At 59.8% G+C, this 17,253-nt stretch carries 19 protein-coding genes; all 19 read right to left on the bottom strand.

Annotated elements, in window-relative coordinates:
- Positions 1–112: 112 nt before the first annotated feature.
- The gene (gene bfr, locus VNZ65_RS08185; protein WP_325667851.1) at positions 113–604 is read right to left on the bottom strand and encodes a bacterioferritin; all 492 of its coding nucleotides are present in this window, start codon (positions 602–604) and stop codon (positions 113–115) included.
- Between the two features lie 284 nt (positions 605–888).
- Positions 889–1,305, bottom strand: a complete 417-nt coding sequence (locus VNZ65_RS08180) for a biopolymer transporter ExbD (protein ID WP_325667853.1) — start codon at positions 1,303–1,305, stop codon at positions 889–891.
- Positions 1,305–2,036: a MotA/TolQ/ExbB proton channel family protein gene (locus VNZ65_RS08175; RefSeq protein ID WP_325667849.1), complete on the bottom strand. Its 732-nt coding sequence runs from the start codon at positions 2,034–2,036 to the stop codon at positions 1,305–1,307. Before VNZ65_RS08175 ends, VNZ65_RS08180 begins: the two co-directional genes overlap by 1 nt.
- Before the next feature lie 68 nt (positions 2,037–2,104).
- Positions 2,105–2,791 carry a TonB family protein gene (locus VNZ65_RS08170; protein ID WP_325667847.1) on the bottom strand — a complete coding sequence of 229 codons (687 nt, stop codon included), beginning with the start codon at positions 2,789–2,791 and terminating at the stop codon, positions 2,105–2,107.
- Positions 2,792–2,814: 23 nt separating this feature from the next.
- On the bottom strand, positions 2,815–3,045 hold the full coding sequence (locus tag VNZ65_RS08165) for a (2Fe-2S)-binding protein (protein WP_325667845.1): 231 nt from the start codon (positions 3,043–3,045) through the stop codon (positions 2,815–2,817).
- 92 nt (positions 3,046–3,137) lie between these two features.
- The gene (locus VNZ65_RS08160; protein ID WP_325667843.1) at positions 3,138–3,458 is read right to left on the bottom strand and encodes a hypothetical protein; all 321 of its coding nucleotides are present in this window, start codon (positions 3,456–3,458) and stop codon (positions 3,138–3,140) included.
- 85 nt (positions 3,459–3,543) lie between these two features.
- Complete coding sequence (hemP, locus tag VNZ65_RS08155) at positions 3,544–3,741, bottom strand: hemin uptake protein HemP (RefSeq protein WP_061946525.1); 198 nt, start codon at positions 3,739–3,741, stop codon at positions 3,544–3,546.
- A 326-nt stretch (positions 3,742–4,067) separates the two neighbouring features.
- A complete protein-coding gene (locus VNZ65_RS08150) occupies positions 4,068–5,303 on the bottom strand; it encodes a class I SAM-dependent RNA methyltransferase (RefSeq protein WP_325667840.1) in 1,236 nt (411 codons plus the stop codon).
- 115 nt (positions 5,304–5,418) lie between these two features.
- The gene (locus VNZ65_RS08145; RefSeq protein ID WP_325667838.1) at positions 5,419–6,021 is read right to left on the bottom strand and encodes a 2-hydroxychromene-2-carboxylate isomerase; all 603 of its coding nucleotides are present in this window, start codon (positions 6,019–6,021) and stop codon (positions 5,419–5,421) included.
- 39 nt (positions 6,022–6,060) lie between these two features.
- Positions 6,061–6,483, bottom strand: a complete 423-nt coding sequence (locus VNZ65_RS08140) for a CopD family protein (protein WP_325667836.1) — start codon at positions 6,481–6,483, stop codon at positions 6,061–6,063.
- Between the two features lie 117 nt (positions 6,484–6,600).
- A complete protein-coding gene (locus VNZ65_RS08135) occupies positions 6,601–7,866 on the bottom strand; it encodes a glutamate-5-semialdehyde dehydrogenase (protein ID WP_325667834.1) in 1,266 nt (421 codons plus the stop codon).
- Between the two features lie 34 nt (positions 7,867–7,900).
- Positions 7,901–8,920, bottom strand: a complete 1,020-nt coding sequence (holA, locus tag VNZ65_RS08130) for a DNA polymerase III subunit delta (protein ID WP_325667832.1) — start codon at positions 8,918–8,920, stop codon at positions 7,901–7,903.
- A gap of 20 nt (positions 8,921–8,940) precedes the next feature.
- Entirely contained in the window at positions 8,941–9,561 is a 621-nt protein-coding gene (lptE, locus tag VNZ65_RS08125; RefSeq protein WP_325667830.1) for an LPS assembly lipoprotein LptE, read from the bottom strand.
- Positions 9,562–9,620: 59 nt separating this feature from the next.
- Complete coding sequence (leuS, locus tag VNZ65_RS08120) at positions 9,621–12,275, bottom strand: leucine--tRNA ligase (RefSeq protein WP_325667828.1); 2,655 nt, start codon at positions 12,273–12,275, stop codon at positions 9,621–9,623.
- A gap of 280 nt (positions 12,276–12,555) precedes the next feature.
- Positions 12,556–14,094, bottom strand: coding sequence for a DUF535 family protein (locus VNZ65_RS08115; protein ID WP_325667826.1), 1,539 nt, complete (start codon positions 14,092–14,094; stop codon positions 12,556–12,558).
- Positions 14,095–14,409: 315 nt separating this feature from the next.
- Complete coding sequence (locus VNZ65_RS08110) at positions 14,410–14,838, bottom strand: biopolymer transporter ExbD (RefSeq protein ID WP_325667824.1); 429 nt, start codon at positions 14,836–14,838, stop codon at positions 14,410–14,412.
- A gap of 56 nt (positions 14,839–14,894) precedes the next feature.
- Positions 14,895–15,587 (bottom strand): MotA/TolQ/ExbB proton channel family protein, encoded by a 693-nt coding sequence (locus tag VNZ65_RS08105; RefSeq protein WP_325667822.1) that lies wholly within the window; start codon positions 15,585–15,587, stop codon positions 14,895–14,897.
- Between the two features lie 83 nt (positions 15,588–15,670).
- Positions 15,671–16,477 (bottom strand): 4-hydroxy-tetrahydrodipicolinate reductase, encoded by an 807-nt coding sequence (dapB, locus tag VNZ65_RS08100; RefSeq protein ID WP_325667820.1) that lies wholly within the window; start codon positions 16,475–16,477, stop codon positions 15,671–15,673.
- Between the two features lie 105 nt (positions 16,478–16,582).
- Positions 16,583–17,158 (bottom strand): outer membrane protein assembly factor BamE, encoded by a 576-nt coding sequence (locus VNZ65_RS08095; protein WP_325667818.1) that lies wholly within the window; start codon positions 17,156–17,158, stop codon positions 16,583–16,585.
- Positions 17,159–17,253: the final 95 nt, after the last annotated feature.

The following is a 17,253-nucleotide window of genomic DNA, read 5'->3' as shown; positions in this document are numbered from 1 at the left end:
AGTCCACTGGCACGCCATTGACCAACGCGTTCTGTCCACAATGTCTTGCGAGAATCGTCCTGCATCGCCATCTCCACTTAAAAGCTGAAGTATGGCCATGCCAGGCTAGCATTTACAGGTGGCGCGGCTGGATGCTTACGTCCATCTGGCTTTGCAGGTAGTTTTGCAGGCCGACCTTGTCGATCAGGTCAATCTGGGTTTCCAGCCAGTCGATATGTTCTTCGGTATCTTCCAGGATTTCCCGGAACAGTTCGCGCGAGACATAATCCCCCGCCTTTTCGCAGGCGGCGATGCCTTCCTTGACAGTTTTCTGTGCGCCTTGCTCCAGTTTCAAGTCGCATTCCAGCATCTCTGGCGTCGATTCACCGATCATCAGCTTGTGCAGGGCTTGCAGGTTAGGCAGGCCGTTCAGCATCAGGATGCGGTCGATCAGCTTGTCGGCGTGCTTCATTTCGCCGATCGACTCTTCGTATTCTTTCTTGCCGAGCTTTTCCAGGCCCCAGTGCTTGTACATGCGGGCATGCAGGAAGTACTGGTTGATCGCTGTCAGTTCGTTGGTCAGCTGCGCATTGAGCAGCGTGATGATTTGTTTTTCGCCTTGCATGGGAACCTCGCTATGGTGTTGGGGCTGGGTGGAGCGGCGATAAAAGAGGGAAACTCAGTATCTAGGCCGGCTTCTCACGTGATCGGAGCGTCGGTTAACTGAAATTCAACCGAAATCGCAGCCATGATAGCGCAAGCAAAAAGCTTTTTCATCATCAGATAGCGCGAATCATTTTCATTGTGATTTGTGCATCGCTCAGGAGCCGGCGGACATCCACGTAAATAGAGCCTGCACATGAAGCCATGGCAGGCTCTATCGGGTAGCGGCAGCCGGACAGGGCCGGCTTATTTGGCATCAGGTTCGGTCACGAAACCGATCTTGCCGAGGCCGCCGGACTGGGCGGCAGCCATCACCTGCGCTACTTTTTCATATTGCACGGTGCGCGCCGCGCGCAGATGCAGTTCCGGCTGCGGCTGTTTTTGCGCCGCCACGGCAATCCGTGCAGCCAGTTCATTATGGTCAATCGCTTCTTCGTTCCAGAACAGCTTGCCGTCGGCGTCTATCGACAGATTGATGCTTTCCGGCTTGACCTGGTCAGGCTGGTTGGTGGCGCGCGGCAGGTCTATCTTCACCGCGTGGTTCATCACCGGGATGGTCATGATAAAAATGATCAGCAGCACCAGCATGACGTCGACCAGCGGGGTGGTGTTGATCTCCGGATTGAAATCGTCGTCCGAGTCGGACAGGGAGCCCATGCCCATCATGCACCTTTCACGGCAACCAGCTTGGCGCCACCGCTGTGATTGTCCGCTTCGTTATTGCTGGAGCGGGAACCAGTGACAAACAGCGCATGCAGATCGAAGCCGAATTTGTTCAGTTTGGCGATAATGGTCTTGTTGCCGCGCACCAGGGCGTTATAGCCGAAGGTGGCCGGAATCGCCACCGCCAGGCCGAGCGCCGTCATGATCAGCGCTTCGCCGACCGGACCGGCGACCTTGTCGATGCTGGCCTGGCCGGAGGTGCCGATCGAGACCAGCGCGTGATAGATGCCCCAGACGGTGCCGAACAAGCCCACAAACGGCGCGGTCGAGCCAACCGAAGCCAGCACCGCCATGCCCGCCTGCAGCTTGCCGGAGACTTCGTCGATCGCCTGGCGCAGCGACAGCGTGACCCAATCGCTGACCGACAGCTGATCATGCAGATGGCCTTTATGCGCGGCGTGATGGCGCATCGAGGAAACCCCTGCCTGCGCCACTTCGGCAAACGGATTCTCGGTGCCCAGCGTGGCGATCCCTTCCGGCAGGCTGGTGGTATCCCAGAACTGGTGGCCGGCGGCGTGGGCGGCGCGCTGGAAGCGCAGGATCTGCAATGCCTTGGTCAATATCACGTACCAGGAGGCGATCGACATCGCGACCAGCAGCACCGCCACGCTTTTGATGACAAAATCGCCCTGGCTCCAGAGCGCCTCTAATCCGTATGGACTTGCTTCCATGTTGAACTCCCCTTGTATCTGTGACGTAAATGCGGCTGCACCGGCTCTGCGCCGGGCAGCGCTGTTGATTAATTGGACAACTGAAAATTGATCGGCACGATGGCGAATACCGCCAATGCCTTGCCGTCTTCCGTATAGGGCTTAAACAAGGCGCGCAGCACGGCCTCCCTGGCGGCGTCGTCGAGACGGCTGGAGCCGGACGATTTCTGCACTTCGGCCCGCTCGGCGCGGCCTTTGTCATTGATGAGAACGCGGATGATGGCCTTGCCTTCTTCACCCATGCGCTTGGAAATCGCCGGATATTTGACGTCGGGTGGCTGGATGTATTCCACGCCGGAAGTAATGGTGCGCGGCTGTGGCGGCGCTGCTACAGGTGCCGGGGCGGGCGCCGGCGCGGCCGGCGCTTCTTCGTGCTGCGGCGGCTGTGGCGGCGCTACCGGGACTGAAATCGCGCTTTCCGAGGGAGTATTGTTGACTACCGGCGTCGGCCGCGGCGGCGTGATGCTCTTCTTTACCACGGCCACGGTCTTCGGCGGCGCCGGTTGCGGCTTGGGCGGGGCCGGCTCAGGGGCTTTTTCCGGCGTGATGAAACTGGCGAAGATTTCTTTCGGAATGGCTTGCGTGGCCTGATGGATCAAGCCGTTTTCCAGCGCCCAGAAGAAGGCGACATGGAGCAGCAGGATCGTGCCCAGAGGACCGATGCGTTTGATTTTTTTCCATGCAAGCGCAGGATAGCTGAATGCTGCTGACGACATGGCTGCGCTCATTTCAACCGACATTAAGCGGCTTGTACGTTTTGCTGGAACACCATGGCGTGAACGTGACGAAGGGCTGCAGGCGCCTTGTTATCCAGGCACTCGCGCAATACGCTTTTGGCGCAGGAATGACACTTGCCGCAGCAGGTGGCAATTCCCAGGTTTTCACGCAGCTCGGCCATGGAAGACATGCCCGAGTCGACCGCCTGGCGGATCTTTCTATCTGAGACGTTGTTGCATACACAAACAATCATTTTGCGTCCTACTGCCATAATCGAAGGCAGATTAAAAATAAAAGTCGGCCGACCAAGGTGCTATCGCGGCCTTATGGTTTATCGATATTGCTCTAACAGACCCGGCTGCCGGCGACCAACCTGCTGAACAGATTGTATTTTTCCGGCGCCGGCATGGTGCTCTCTACTACCGTGCCCCATTGCTCCGACAGCTGCAGACAAGTGGCGCGCAACACCGGCGCCAGATTCGGCAGATCGGCCAGCGCCTTCAAATGCCGCTCGATCACCGATGCCAGCTTGACGCAGCCGCTGGCTTCCTGGCTGCTCGCCGTATATTGCGACATCAGGTGCAGCACCGCGGAGACCAGCAGTTCCGGCTGCGCCGGCGCACCGTTGGGCTCCACGAAAGCCGGATTGATTTTCTCAGAGACCATCAAGTAACTCCTATAGTGACTCGCTGGCTGGCTTCCGTATGTTGCTCGCGGGCTGTACAAGTTATGGCGAATGAAACGGGGCTGCTCAGGCAGTCAGGATCAACTTGTTCAGCTGGGTTAGCCTGAGTTTATAAATTCTGCCGCCATGATCGATTTCGAGTTCGCGCATTTGCTTGAACAGATCCTGGCTTTTGATTCGCGTGACTGCAGATGCAACTGACTTCGTGATGCTGGACACAGGGGCTTTTTCAAGATGTGCTTCGCGTCGTATCGAGTGGCTCATAATAGTCCTTTCTGTAAATGCGAACAATTCGTATTTGTATTATTCGCTACTTGGGCAGGGAATGCAAGCGCTTTTAGCGCGGCGTGCCATGGCGCTACAGAATGATGATGGACGTGCAATACAGTGTCCGGGCGAGCAATGATGCCCATGAGGAAAGTTGTGTTGAGGAACGAATGAATCGGGCCGGCGGCAACAGGCTTGAGCCGTTTTGGGGACCGCGAAGAGGGAATTTGCCGCCGGGAGGCGGCAAGAGGGGGGCTGGATGTGAAACAAGCGCAAAGATTGCGCTTGTTTGATGACGAACTGTTAAGCAAGCGGACCGCTTGTCATTCGGCCTTGGGCTTGGCGGCTTCACGCCGGTTGAAGCCGGCCACCATGTCGAAGCGGAACAGCCGGCATTCCAGGGCGCCGTTGAAGAATGGCGTCTTGCGCGCTTCTTTCAGGCGCAGCAGCTTGGGCAGGCCGAGGTCGGCCGAGAACAGGAAGATGCTCCAGCCGGCGAAGCGCTGCTTGAGGGTGGTGCTGAAGGCGGTGAAGAAGGCGGTCAGCAGGTCGTCGCTGCTGAGGGTGCTGTCGCCGCGCACGCCGATCCGCTCGCCATACGGCGGGTTGGTCAGCATGATGCCGCCTTCGGCATCGCTTGGCGGTTTGACTTCCTGGGCTTCGATCTGCTTGACCGGCACCTCGAACAGGATGCCAGCGTTGCGCAGGTTGTTGAGCGCGATCTGCACCATGTCGCCCGAGATATCGCTGCCGAAGATGCTTGGCGTGGTCGGCAAGGGATGCGGCTTGAAGCTGCCTTTGATGGCCAGCCATTTATCGCTTTCGAATTCGTTGAATTTTTCGAAGGCGAAGCGGCGCCGGGCGCCGGCCGGAATGCCCGCCAGGATCTGGGCTGCTTCGATCAGGATGGTGCCGGAGCCGCACATCGGGTCGAACAATACCGTGCCAGGCTTCCAGCCGGAAGTACGCAGCAGGCCGGCCGCCAGGTTTTCGCGCAGCGGCGCATCGCCGGTTTCGGCGCGCCAGCCGCGTTTGAACAGTGCTTCGCCGGAAGTGTCGAGGTACAAGGTAAAGTTGTGGGCATCGAGAAAGCCGACGATGCGCATGTCAGGCGTACCGGTATCCACCGATGGCCGTTCATTGCAGAGGTCGCGGAAACGGTCGCAGATGCCGTCCTTGATCTTGAGCGTGGTGAACTGCAGGCTGCGCAGGGGCGACTTGACCGCAGTGACGTCGACCCGGATGGTATGGCTGACAGGGAACCAGCTTTCCCATTCCTGTTCCAGCGTCATGTCGTAGATATCGTTTTCATTCTTGTAAGCGCCATGCGTCAGGCGCAGCAGCACCCGGCTGGCGATGCGCGAATGCAGGTTGATGCGCCAGGCATCGCTCAGCAAGCCTGAGCAATGGACGCCGCCAGGCACCTGGGTATGCACCTTGAGCGTGACCGCAGGGGCGCTGAACTGGGCGATTTCCTCCAGCTCTTCCGCCAGTGCGGCTTCCAGGCCGCGCGGGCAGGGGCAAAAATAGGAGTGCTTATCGGTAGATTTGTGTGACATGGGAGAACCTTTTATCCGTTGATGCTGCAATCATGCGTGGGGTGGCTAGGTAGCGCCCACGCAGCAGCAGGTTATATACATTCATGTGGGCATTGCGTGCCCACCCTACAATTAACTATCTGGCGAACGCGCGTTCGACAAAATCCAGCCGGTCCTGGCCCCAGAATGCTTCGCCGTCGACTACATACCAGGGGGCGCCGAAGATGCTGGCGGAAATGGCGTCGTCGGTAAAACGATCGAATTCGCTCTGGACGCTGGCGGTCTCCGCCGATTTCAGCAAGGTCTTGCCGTCGTGGCCGAGCTCGTTGGCGATCGCCGCCAGAGTGGCGCTGTCGGCGATATTGCGCTGTTCCGCCCAGACTGCCCGCATTATAGCCCCGGTCAGCGCCAGGGCCGCATCTGTTCCGTGCGCCAGCTGGGTGGCGATGATCAGTTTTGCTGCATCGTCGCTCTGCACCGGGAAGAATGTCGGCTGCAGATTCAGCGGTACTTGCAGATATTCGCTCCAGCGCCGCAGCTCCTCCAGGCGGTAAGCCTGGCGCTGAGGCGCCCGCTTGGCCAGCGGCAAGCCGCCGGACGTGTTGAATACCTTGGACAGGTCGCAGGGCTTCAATGCGACTTTGACATCATATTGCTTGGCCAATGCCACCAGGCGGGCATGGCCCAGGTAGGCAAAAGGCGAATGCGGCGCGAAATAATATTCACAAAGCTTGCTCATGACGGGGCCTCGGATGGCGTTAGAACGGTTGAGAACGGCTTAGAACGGTTTGACCACGACCAGGATCACAATCGCCAGCAACAGGAGAACCGGTACTTCGTTGAAATAGCGCAGCCACACATGGCTGCGCGTATTCACGCCTTTTTCAAATTTCTTCAGCAGGCTGCCGCAAGCATGGTGATAACCGATCACCAGGATCACCAGGAATAATTTGGCGTGCAGCCAGCCATTGCCGGGGCCTTTGCCGATACCGTAGCCTAGCCACATCCAGGCGCCGAACAGCACCGCGGGGAAGGCCAGCATTGTTGTGAAGCGATACAGCTTGCGCCCCATCAGCAACAGCCGCTGGGTGGCGGCCGGGTTGCTTTCCTGCGCCAGGTTGACCAGGATGCGCGGCAGGTAAAACAAGCCGGCAAACCAGGAGACGATGAAGACGATATGCAGCGATTTGATCCAGAGCATGGGCGATTTCCTTTTTTTACCGTTGATGGCTGGGCGGTCCGTGAAAACACGAAAGGCACGAAAACAAGAACAAGAATTTTTCGTGCCTTTCGTATTTGCGTGGACCTGTCTTAAAAACTACTGGCGCACTTCACCATGTCCAAACACGACGTATTTTAACGAAGTCAGACCGTCGAGGCCGACCGGTCCGCGCGCATGCAGCTTGTCGTTGGAGATGCCGATTTCGGCGCCGAGGCCGAATTCGAATCCGTCGGCGAAGCGGGTCGAGGCATTGATCATGACCGAGGCGGAGTCAACTTCGCGCAGGAAGCGCATCGCCCGCGAATGATTCTCGGTGACGATAGTGTCGGTATGCTGCGAGGAGTAAGTGTTGATATGCTCTATGGCTTCATCGACATCGGCGACGATCTTTACCGCCAGGATCGCTGCCAGGTATTCGGTGCGCCAGTCTTCTTCCGTGGCCGCGCTCAGCTGCGGATAGCCTTGCAAGATGGCTTGCGCTTCGGCGTCGGCGCGCAATTCGACTTGCTTGCCCTGGTACAGGCTGGCCAGCCGCGGCAGGATCTGCGGCGCGATGCTGCGCGCGACCAGCAAGGTTTCCATGGTGTTGCAGGTGCCGTAGCGATGGCACTTGGCGTTGAAGGCGATGTCCGTCGCCTTCGCCAGGTCCGCCTGGTCGTCGATATAGACGTGGCAGATGCCATCCAGGTGCTTGATCATCGGCACTGTGGCTTCTTCGATCAGGCGCGCGATCAGCCCCTTGCCGCCACGCGGCACGATGACGTCGACATATTGCGGCATGGTGATCAGGGCGCCGACGGCGGCACGGTCGGTGGTGTCGACCACTTGCACCGCATCCGGCGGCAGGCCGGCCCCAGCCAGGCCTTCCTGCACCAGTTTGGCCAGCGCCTGGTTGCAATGATGGGCTTCCGAGCCGCCGCGCAGGATGGTGGCGTTGCCGCTCTTGATGCACAGGCCGGCGGCGTCTACCGTGACGTTCGGACGGGCTTCGTAAATGATGCCGATGACGCCCAGCGGCACCCGCATCTGGCCGACCTGGATGCCGCTCGGACGGTATTTCATGTTGGAGATTTCGCCGATCGGATCGGGCAGGGAGACGATCTGTTCGAGCCCGGCGATCATGGTGGCTATGGCCTGTTCCGACAGCGTCAGCCGGTCCAGCATGGCCGGCGCCAGGCCATTGGCGCGGGCAGTCGCCAGGTCGGCCTGGTTGGCGGCGACCAGCAGCGCGGCATCGCGGCGGATGGCGGCGGCGATCAGGGTCAGCGCGCGGTTTTTCACGGCGGTGTCGGCACGCGCCATCGCGCGCGATGCGGCGCGCGCGCGTTGTCCGACTGCGATCATGTATTGTTGGATATCCATATGCCTATGTTCTTAGCTTCTTGGTAATTCTGCTTCAGCTGCCCTGTGCAACTTTCAAACCGAGCTGCAGCAACGCATCCCAGGCGTCGCCGCTAAATGCTTTTGCGCGCAGCCCCTTGACCATCTTGTCGACCTGAGCCGCATCCTTCAATGCCGCTTCCAGCACCGCCAGGCTCAGGCGCCGCAATGCCGGTTCCATCAAGCGCTCGCGCGGTCCCCAGATCCGATATTCTTTCAGCAGGGCCGGGATAGGGCGTCCCTGGGCGGCGGCCGATTTCAATTTCAGCAAAGTACGGATTTCCTCGGAAACCGCCCACAGCACCAGCGGCAGCGCCTCGCCTTCGCCTTTCAAGCCGTCCATCATGCGCACCAGGCGGGCGGTATCGCCCACCAGCATCGCTTCATTGAGCTTGAAGACATCATAGCGCGCGACATTGAGGACTGCATCGTGACACTGTTCAAAGCTGAGCTTGCCGGGCGGATGCAGCAATGCCAGCTTCTGGATCTCCTGGTGCGCCGCCAGCAGGTTGCCTTCGACCCGGTCGGCGATGAAATCCAGCGACTGGCGGTCCGCGTTTTGCTGCTGGGCCGCCAGGCGGAGGCCGATCCAGTTCGGCAGCTGCGCCCGTTCCACCAGCGGAATGTCGATATATACCGCAGCCTGCTGCAGGCTGGCGACCCAGGCCGCCTTTTGCGTCGCCCAGTCCAGCTTGGGCAGGCTGATGATGGTGACATTGTCCGGATTCAGCGTGGCAGTGTAGCTTTGCAGGGCCTGGCCGCCATCCTTGCCGGGCTTGCCGCCCGGGATGCGCAATTCGATCAGCTTTTTATCGCCGAACAGCGATTGCGACTGGTTGGCGGCCAGTAGCTCGCCCCATTTGAAGCTGCGGTCCACCACCAGCACGTCGCGCTCGCTGCAGCCATGGCTGCGCGCGCTTTTGCGTATCTTGTCGGATGCCTCCAGCGCCAGCAGATGCTCGTCGCTGGTGATCACATACAAGGGGGCCAGGGTTTTCCCCAGATGGCCGTCGAGCGCGTCAAACCGCAATTGCATGCACTTTACCCTTGAACTGGTTATTTGGCCGGCGTAGCGGCCGGTGCTGCTGGCGGCGTCGTGGCTGGCGTTACCGCAGGGGTTGCTGCCGGAGTGGTTTCAGGCTGCGTCGGCTGCGCCATCTTGATCGCGGCCAGGCGGCGCAGGATCTGTTGCACCATGTCGGATTGCATGTCGCGGTAGAGCAGTACTTCTTCCGCATCCTTGGACAATTCCTGCGATGAGTTGTAGCTGATGTCGCGTTTCAGCGTGATCAGTGTCGGCGCCAGCAATTCCTTGTTCTGAGCGTCGGTCACATGGAAAGTCAGGCGATAGTACAACATGTATTCGCTTGGCCGGCCGGAACTGTTGAGCGTCAAGATGACTTTCTCACGGGTCTCGCTGAGTACGCCCAGCGTGACTTCGGCGCCTTCCGGTTTGGCCAGCACCTTGGTGTTGCCGCTGGCGACGATATTGCGCTTGAGCTCGATCCCGAGCGGGGAAGTCGGCGCAAAGGTCATGTAAATCGAACTGAAGGCCAGGTTGGCCGAGCCGCGCAGATGGAAGCCGCAGGCGCACAGCAGAGCGCTGATCAGCAGCACGGCAGGCCAGCGCAGCCAGTTGCGGGAAACAGGCATAGGGAAAGACATTCTGTTCAACATTCAGGGATTCCTTGTTTCAAGATTCAGACCGGATCCGCAGATCCGGCCCCGGTCGTCGCCTAGGCGACGATATTGACAAGCTTTCCAGGCACCACGATGATTTTCTTGGGTGCGCCTTCGAGATACTTCTGCACATTCTCGTTGGCCAGCGCCGCCGCCTCGATGCTGGCCTTGTCGGCATCCTTGGCGACGGTAATGCTGCCGCGCAGCTTGCCGTTGACCTGGATCATCAATTCGATCTCGCTCTGTTCCAGCGCCTTGGCGTCGACTTCCGGCCAGCTGGCGTCGAGCAGGTCGCCATGCACCGCGGCAAAACCGAGTTCCTGCCACAAGGTATGGGTGATGTGCGGCGCCACCGGATTGAGCACGCGCAGGAAAATCGACAAGCCTTCCGTCAGGACCGCATTGCTGGCCGGCGACTGGTCGAGCTTGGCTGCTTCCAGCGTATTCAGCATTTTCATGCAGGCCGAGACCACCGTGTTGTACTGGATACGCTTGAGGTCGTGATCGGCCTGTTGCAGGATCTTGTGGATTTCGCGGCGCAAGGTTTTCTGGACATCGTTCAGGCCAGCGAAATCAGCTGCAACGGCAGGCGTGATGCTGCCGGCACGTGCATAGCTGAAGGCCCAGACCCGGCGCAGGAAACGGTTGGCGCCTTCAACCCCGGTGCCCGACCATTCCAGGGTCTGTTCCGGCGGCGAGGCAAACATGGTGAACAGGCGTGCCGTATCGGCGCCGTACTGGTCGATCTGGGCTTGCGGGTCGATGCCGTTGTTCTTCGATTTCGACATCTTTTCGGTGCCGCCGATTTCTACCGGCTTGCCGTCGGATTTCAGGATGGCCGTCAGCGGCCGTCCCTTGTCGTCGAAGGTCAGGTCGACGTCTTCCGGGTTGTGCCAGGTCTTCTTGCCGCTGGCGTCTTCGCGGAAATAGGTTTCGTTCAGCACCATGCCTTGCGTCAGCAGGTTGGTGAACGGTTCGTCGAACTTGATCAGGCCGAAATCGCGCATGACCTTGGTCCAGAAGCGCGCGTACAGCAGATGCAGCACGGCGTGCTCGATGCCGCCGATGTACTGGTCCATCGGCATCCAGTAATCGTTGCGGGAATCGACCATGGCGTCGTTGCCGTCCTTACGATAGGGCGAGCAATAGCGCATGTAATACCAGGATGAATCGACGAAGGTATCCATGGTGTCGGTTTCACGGCGCGCCGGCTTGCCGCATTGCGGGCAGTCGACATGCAGGAATTTCTCATGCTTGTTGAGCGGATTGCCGCTGCCGTCCGGCACGCAGTCTTCCGGCAGGATCACCGGCAGGTCTTTTTCCGGCACCGGCACATCGCCGCAATCGTCGCAGTGGATGATCGGGATAGGCGTGCCCCAGTAGCGCTGGCGCGAGATGCCCCAGTCGCGCAGGCGGTAGGTGATTTTCTTTTCGCCCAGGCCGTGCGCCGCCAGGTCTGCGGCGACTGCATCGACCGCTTCCTGATAGTGCAGGCCGTCGTATTTGCCGGAATCGACGCAGACGCCGTTTTCCTTGTCGCCATACCATTCGTGCCAGCTTTCCTCGGAGTAGGTCTTGCCTGGCACAGCGATCACCGGACGGATCGGCAATACATATTTCTGGGCGAAGGCGAAGTCGCGCTCGTCGTGCGCAGGCACACCCATCACGGCGCCGTCGCCGTAAGTGATCAAGACATAGTTGCCGACCCATACTTCGATCTGCTGGCCGGTCAGCGGGTGCGACACGTACAAACCGGTCGGCATGCCTTTCTTTTCCATGGTCGCCATGTCGGCTTCGATGACGCTGCCCTTTTTGCATTCGGCGATGAACTCGGCCAGCTCCGGATTGCTCTTGGCGGCGAAGGTCGCCAGCGCATGTTCCGGCGCCACTGCGCAGAAGGTCACGCCCTTGATGGTGTCGGCGCGGGTGGTGAATACCCACAGCTTGCCGTCCTGGATCAGCTTGCCGTCTTCCGCGATCTTGTGCGGAAAGGCGAAACGCACCCCGGTCGACTTGCCGATCCAGTTGGCCTGCATCAGGCGTACCCGTTCCGGCCAGCCCGGCAGCTTGGTTTCGACGTGCTCCAGCAGTTCTTCGGCGTAGTCGGTGATCTTGGCGTAGTACATCGGGATTTCGCGCTTTTCGATCAGCGCGCCGGAACGCCAGCCGCGGCCGTCAACCACCTGCTCGTTGGCCAGCACGGTCTGGTCGATCGGGTCCCAGTTCACGGTGCCGGTCTTCTTGTAGATGATGCCCTTTTCCAGCATCTTGAGGAACATCCACTGGTTCCACTTATAGTATTCCGGCGTGCAGGCGGTCATCTCGCGCGACCAGTCGATCGCCAGCCCCATCGCCTGCAGCTGCTTCTTCATGTGGGCGATGTTGGCATAGGTCCATTGCGCCGGCGGCACGCCGTTGGCCATCGCGGCGTTTTCCGCCGGCATGCCGAAAGCGTCCCAGCCCATCGGCATCAGCACGTTATAGCCGTTCATCCGCAGGTAGCGGTACATGACGTCGTTGATGGTGTAGTTGCGCACATGGCCCATGTGCAGCTTGCCTGATGGGTAAGGCAGCATGGAACAGGCGTAGAACTTCTTTTTGTCCTGGCCGTTCTTGTCCTTGGCGTATTCGACAGCCTTGTAGGCGTCTATGGATTGCCAATAGTCTTGTGCTGCTTTTTCGACGTCGGTTGAACTGTATTTTTCTTGCATGACTGGGCTGAAAAGTGAATGTTATCCGCACGCACTGCAAACGGCGCTGGCAGCCGCCCTGCCGTCGGCGGTAATGCTGGCCGGGACGAGCGGAGCGGAGCTGTTCGTTCTTGATGCGCTTCGGAATGGGAACTTGCTGGGCTGGGACAGAATTTCACGCGCTGCGAAACACTGCCTCATCGACCCCGAACCGATGATTATACTGGTTCGGATGCCGCTTTAGCGCATGGGACGCGTGGCGTCATGCAACGCTTGATGCAGATGGCTGAAACAAGAGGTGCTAGGTATGCTCGAATTTACCGGAAAACCCGCCTAGCGCGGCTTGTACCGCGCGTTCCGTCAGATCGATGCGCTTGCGCGCTTCCGAGCGCTTGCTGGAGGGGATTTCCTGAAGATTGGGCTGCGGAATGTCTTCGCAAGAGAGCTGGTATTCGCCATCGGCGCGGCGCATTGCGCCAATTTCTTGCCAGAAATCATCATAATCGGCTAGAACCTGGCCCGTGCGCACCTGATGGAACATGACGCGATTTCGGTTTCCCACCAGGATCAGCTGTTTGCAGCCGTAAGCGCGGCCGATTTCCCTGACCAGGCGCACCATCAGGCCCTTGGGGCGCATGCCGAACATGTCGCGGGTAGCGTGGCGCACCCGCTCCTGTGCATCGGCGCCGCGCGGACCTTGCAGGCAGCCGATGCCGATGGCGGGACTGGTTGCGCTGCCATGGAAAGTAAAGGCCACCGAGAACAAGCGCTGCTGATCGCTGTACAGGTCGAGCGCCAGTTCGCCTTCGCGGTCCAGGGTGGCAATCGCCGACAGGCGGATTTCATAGATGGCGCCAGACTTGCCGCTGAAGCTGCCCAGCAGCAGCGGCGATGTTGCCGCCTGCAGGATCAAGGCGGCGAGGCCTTGCTGGAAAATGAAATTGTAGTGGCTGACCAGCAAATCCATCCGCTCGGCGCTGCGCAGGCGCAGCGATTGATAGGGGCGGTATATTTTTTGCAACAGTCGCGGCGTCGCCTGGGCCAGGCTGGCGTGCATCGGCGAGGCATTCCAATAGGCCAGCCAGCGCCGGGTTTGCCGGTAGTGCAGCAGCGTACGGGCGCTCAGCTTGATCTGCTTGGCGAAATAGGACAGGCCGCGCGGCGAGTGCTGCAGGCAGCTAAGCAAAGTGACGCGCTGCCGGCTGTGCCGCTGTCCGGGCTTGCGCCAGGCCGCCGGCGCAGGAAATACATGCGACAGCTCCGACAGCAAGCTCAGGTTTTGCAACCGGCTGTTGATGAAGCGGATCGCGCCGTCGCTGACGACCTTGCCGTATTTCGAATTCATGGCCAGCATCATGGCCAGCGAGATCAGGCCGGCGCCAAAGATATCCAGCGGATAGTGCATGCCGAGAAACACCTTGGCCCAGCTGACGGCGAGCGACAGCATCACCAGCAGCACGCCCACCCATTTGATCTTGATCGCGCGCGCCGTCCAGAGCGTCAGGCCGGTGGCCAGGATGATGGCAATCGTGACGCTTGGGGTCAGGAAATGCTCGCCCTGGGGCTGGTAGAGATAGCCGCCGTCTTCCACTGCCGGCTGCGCGGCAGTCCACAGCAGAGCAATCATCTTGCTGGCCAGCACGGCCGCTGCCATGGTCACTACCGCCTTCAGAGAAGTGATGCGGGTTTCCCTGCCGCCGCTGACCCATAGGGCCAGCAGGCTGGTCGGCACCAGATACACGCCCCATTCGGCAATCGCCAGCGCCAGCAGCAAGGGCAGACTGATGAATCCGGAATGAGCGGTAGTCCCTAGCAGGTAATTGTAAGAGGACGGTGTCATATGCTTGGATGAATGAAAAGGTAGCAGGGCAATACAGAAATAATGACCAGATTGAAATTCTTTATTGCTATCGTTTGTTATTGTATTTTGTTGATATATAAAGATACAAATGAAAATATGATGTTACATCCAAAAGCGCTGGCCGGCACTATTCAATGCAAATTATTCGATTGCCAAGGGGAAATTATCCGTATGGGACGACGTGCAAGAGCGCACAGCGCGCGGCTGGCGGCAGCCGGCGCCAGATACAAGCGGATACAGAAGGGGTGGCCGGCCTGAGCGGCCGGATGCCGGGGTGTAAAGCGGAGTGAGGAGTTACTTGCCGTCGTCTTTGGCGGGCACAGTGACAAAACCGATCTTGGCCAGTCCATTGTTTTGCGCCAGCGACATCACCTGCGCCAGGATTTCGTAGCGGGTATCCTTGTCGGCGCGCAATTGCAGTTCCGGCTGCGGCTGCCGTTGTGCCGAAGCGACGATGCGGTCGGCCAGTTCGCTTTCGGTGACCGGGTCGTTATTCCAGAACATCTTGCCGCTGCGGTCGATGGAGAGCGAGATGGTTTCCGGTTTTTCCGGCGCCGGCGCGGATTGCGCGCTAGGCAGGTCGACCTTGATGGCGTGAGTAAACAGCGGCGCCGTGATGATGAAGATCACCAGCAGCACCAGCATGACGTCGACCATAGGCGTGATATTGATATCCGCCATCGGCGCCTGGTTCTGGTTGTCGTTGAAGCCGCCAAAAGCCATGATTTGCCTCTATTCGGTGAAGTGCAGAAAGTGTCGTGATGCCGTTACGGGGCGTATTACTTGCCGACCCGGCTGCCGGTAGTCAAATAAGCGTGCAGGTCATGCGCAAACGCATCGAGTTCCGCCAGTGTAATCCGATTGACGCGGGTGAAGGCGTTATACGCCAGCACTGCCGGAATCGCCACTACCAGACCGAGGGCGGTCATGATCAGCGCTTCGCCCACTGGACCGGCCACCTTGTCGATCTGGATGGTGCCGCTGGAAGAAACCGCCTCCAGCGCATGGTAAATACCCCACACCGTGCCGAACAGGCCGACGAATGGCGCCGTCGAGCCCACCGAAGCCAGCAGGGTCAGGCCGCTTTCCAGGCGCGAAGAGACGCGGTTGATTTCACGGCGCAAGGTGCGGGTGATCAGTTCGCCCGGGTCGGAGGCGGCGTTCAAGGAAGCCGCCGGAGTGCCCGGGGCGGGCGGCTTGATGGCCGCGGCGTCGGCGGCCTGGCTGGCCAGCGGCGAATAGACGTTTTCGGAATCGAAAGGCTTGATGCCGGCAATCGCCACTTCCAGCGTCGGCGCCTGCCAGAAGTCATCTAGCGCCGCGGCGCTGCGGCGGATGCGCCACGAACTCCAGGCTTTCGACAGGATATAAAACCAGCTGACCACCGACATGATTACCAGCACATAGGCAACCGAGTGGGAGATGGCGTCAGTTTGCGCCCAGTAGCGGGCTAGTCCGAGAGATTGATCCATGGCGTCGATCCGAGAGGTGAGTGGCGTGACGGGTCACGCCGTTACAGCAGCCGGTCTGGCAGCCGCCAGCCCGGCATGGAAAATCAGCGCAGGCCCAGCACGTCCTGCATGTCGTACAAGCCAGTGCTCTTGTCGCTCAGGAAGCGGGCGGCGCGCAAGCTGCCGTGCACGTAGGTCACGCGGCTGGACGACTTGTGGGTGATCTCGATGCGCTCGCCGATACCGGCAAACAGCACCGTGTGGTCGCCGACGATATCGCCGCCGCGGATCGCGGCAAAGCCGATCGAGGACGGATCGCGTTCGCCGGTGACGCCTTCGCGCGCATAGACCGCGACATCGTCCAGCTTGCGCCCTTGCGCCGCGGCGATCACTTCACCCATCATCAGTGCGGTGCCGGACGGCGCATCGACCTTGTGCCGGTGGTGCGCTTCGATGATTTCGATGTCGTAGCCGTGGGAAAAGGACTTGGCGGCCAGCTCCAGCAGCTTCATGGTGACGTTGACGCCGACGCTCATGTTGGGAGCGAACACGATGGCGGTCTTTTCGGCCGCGGCCGCGATCGCAGCCTTGCCGGCTTCATCGAAGCCGGTGGTGCCGATGATCATCTTGATGCCGTGGGCGGCGCAATATTCCAGATGCTTCAGCGTACCTTCCGGGCGTGTGAAGTCGATCAGGTAGGCAGCTTGCGCCAGGCCCTTGGCGAGGTCGGCTTCGATCAGGACATTGGCAGGCTTGCCAAGGAAGGCGGCGGCATCGCTGCCCAGTTCCGGCGCATCCGGCACGCCGAGCGCGCCCACCAGCACGGCGTCGTCAGCGTTCTGGATTGCTTCGACCAGCATGCGCCCCATACGTCCGGAGGCGCCGGCAACGGCTATTTTCATCTGAGTCATGTTGATTCGGCGATCTGTACAGTGGATCTTGATTGCTTGAGCCAGGCTGCTTGCGGCAAGGGCCATGCCGCGCGAAGCAGCAGTGGCCCGGTCCGCAATGCACGCTTAGTTTTTGGCAGGAGCAGGTGCGCTAGGCACCGTTGGTGCAATTTCGACATTCTTGACGCTCTTCTTGGCTTCCGCCGCGCCGCCGGAAATCCGGTCGAGGTAGTCATTCTCGGTAGGCAGGTTGCCGCCATCGATACGCGCCAGCAGGTTGCCGTTGAAGAAAGCGCTGACCCGGCTGGTGGTGATTTCGCCGTTGCCCTTTTGCAGGCGGAACACGTAGTCCCAGCGGTCATCATGGAAAATATCCGTCACCAGAGGCGTGCCGAGCGCGAAACGCACTTGTTCGCGCGTCATGCCTTCTTTGACCTGGGCCAGCATTTCCTTGGAAACGAAGTTCCCTTGTTGTATATCTATACGATACGGGGAAAAAATGCCCAGGAAGCGGCGATGCTTGACGGTTTGCACCCCGCTGGTGTCGGTGCTGGCGGTAGCGCCGGCAGCATCGCCGGGCGTTGCCGCCGCGGCAGGCGTGTCCAGCAAAGGATTTTTCGAGGCGCAGCCGGCCAGTGCAGTCATCAGGACGACGGCAGCGGTCAAAGCGGAGGTACGGGCAGGGGAGAGCAACATTCGCATAAGGATCTCAATTGATTGAGCAACTGTGCTAAAACGCTATATGATAAAGCAGATCATCCATTTGTGACCAAAACATGCCGAACAATCCATCCGAA

The sequence above is a fragment of the Collimonas sp. genome (assembly GCF_035566555.1).
Taxonomy (GTDB): Bacteria; Pseudomonadota; Gammaproteobacteria; order Burkholderiales; family Burkholderiaceae_D; genus Collimonas.
Note: the sequence above shows the minus strand (reverse complement) of the source record. Positions and strands in the feature narration are given on the sequence as shown.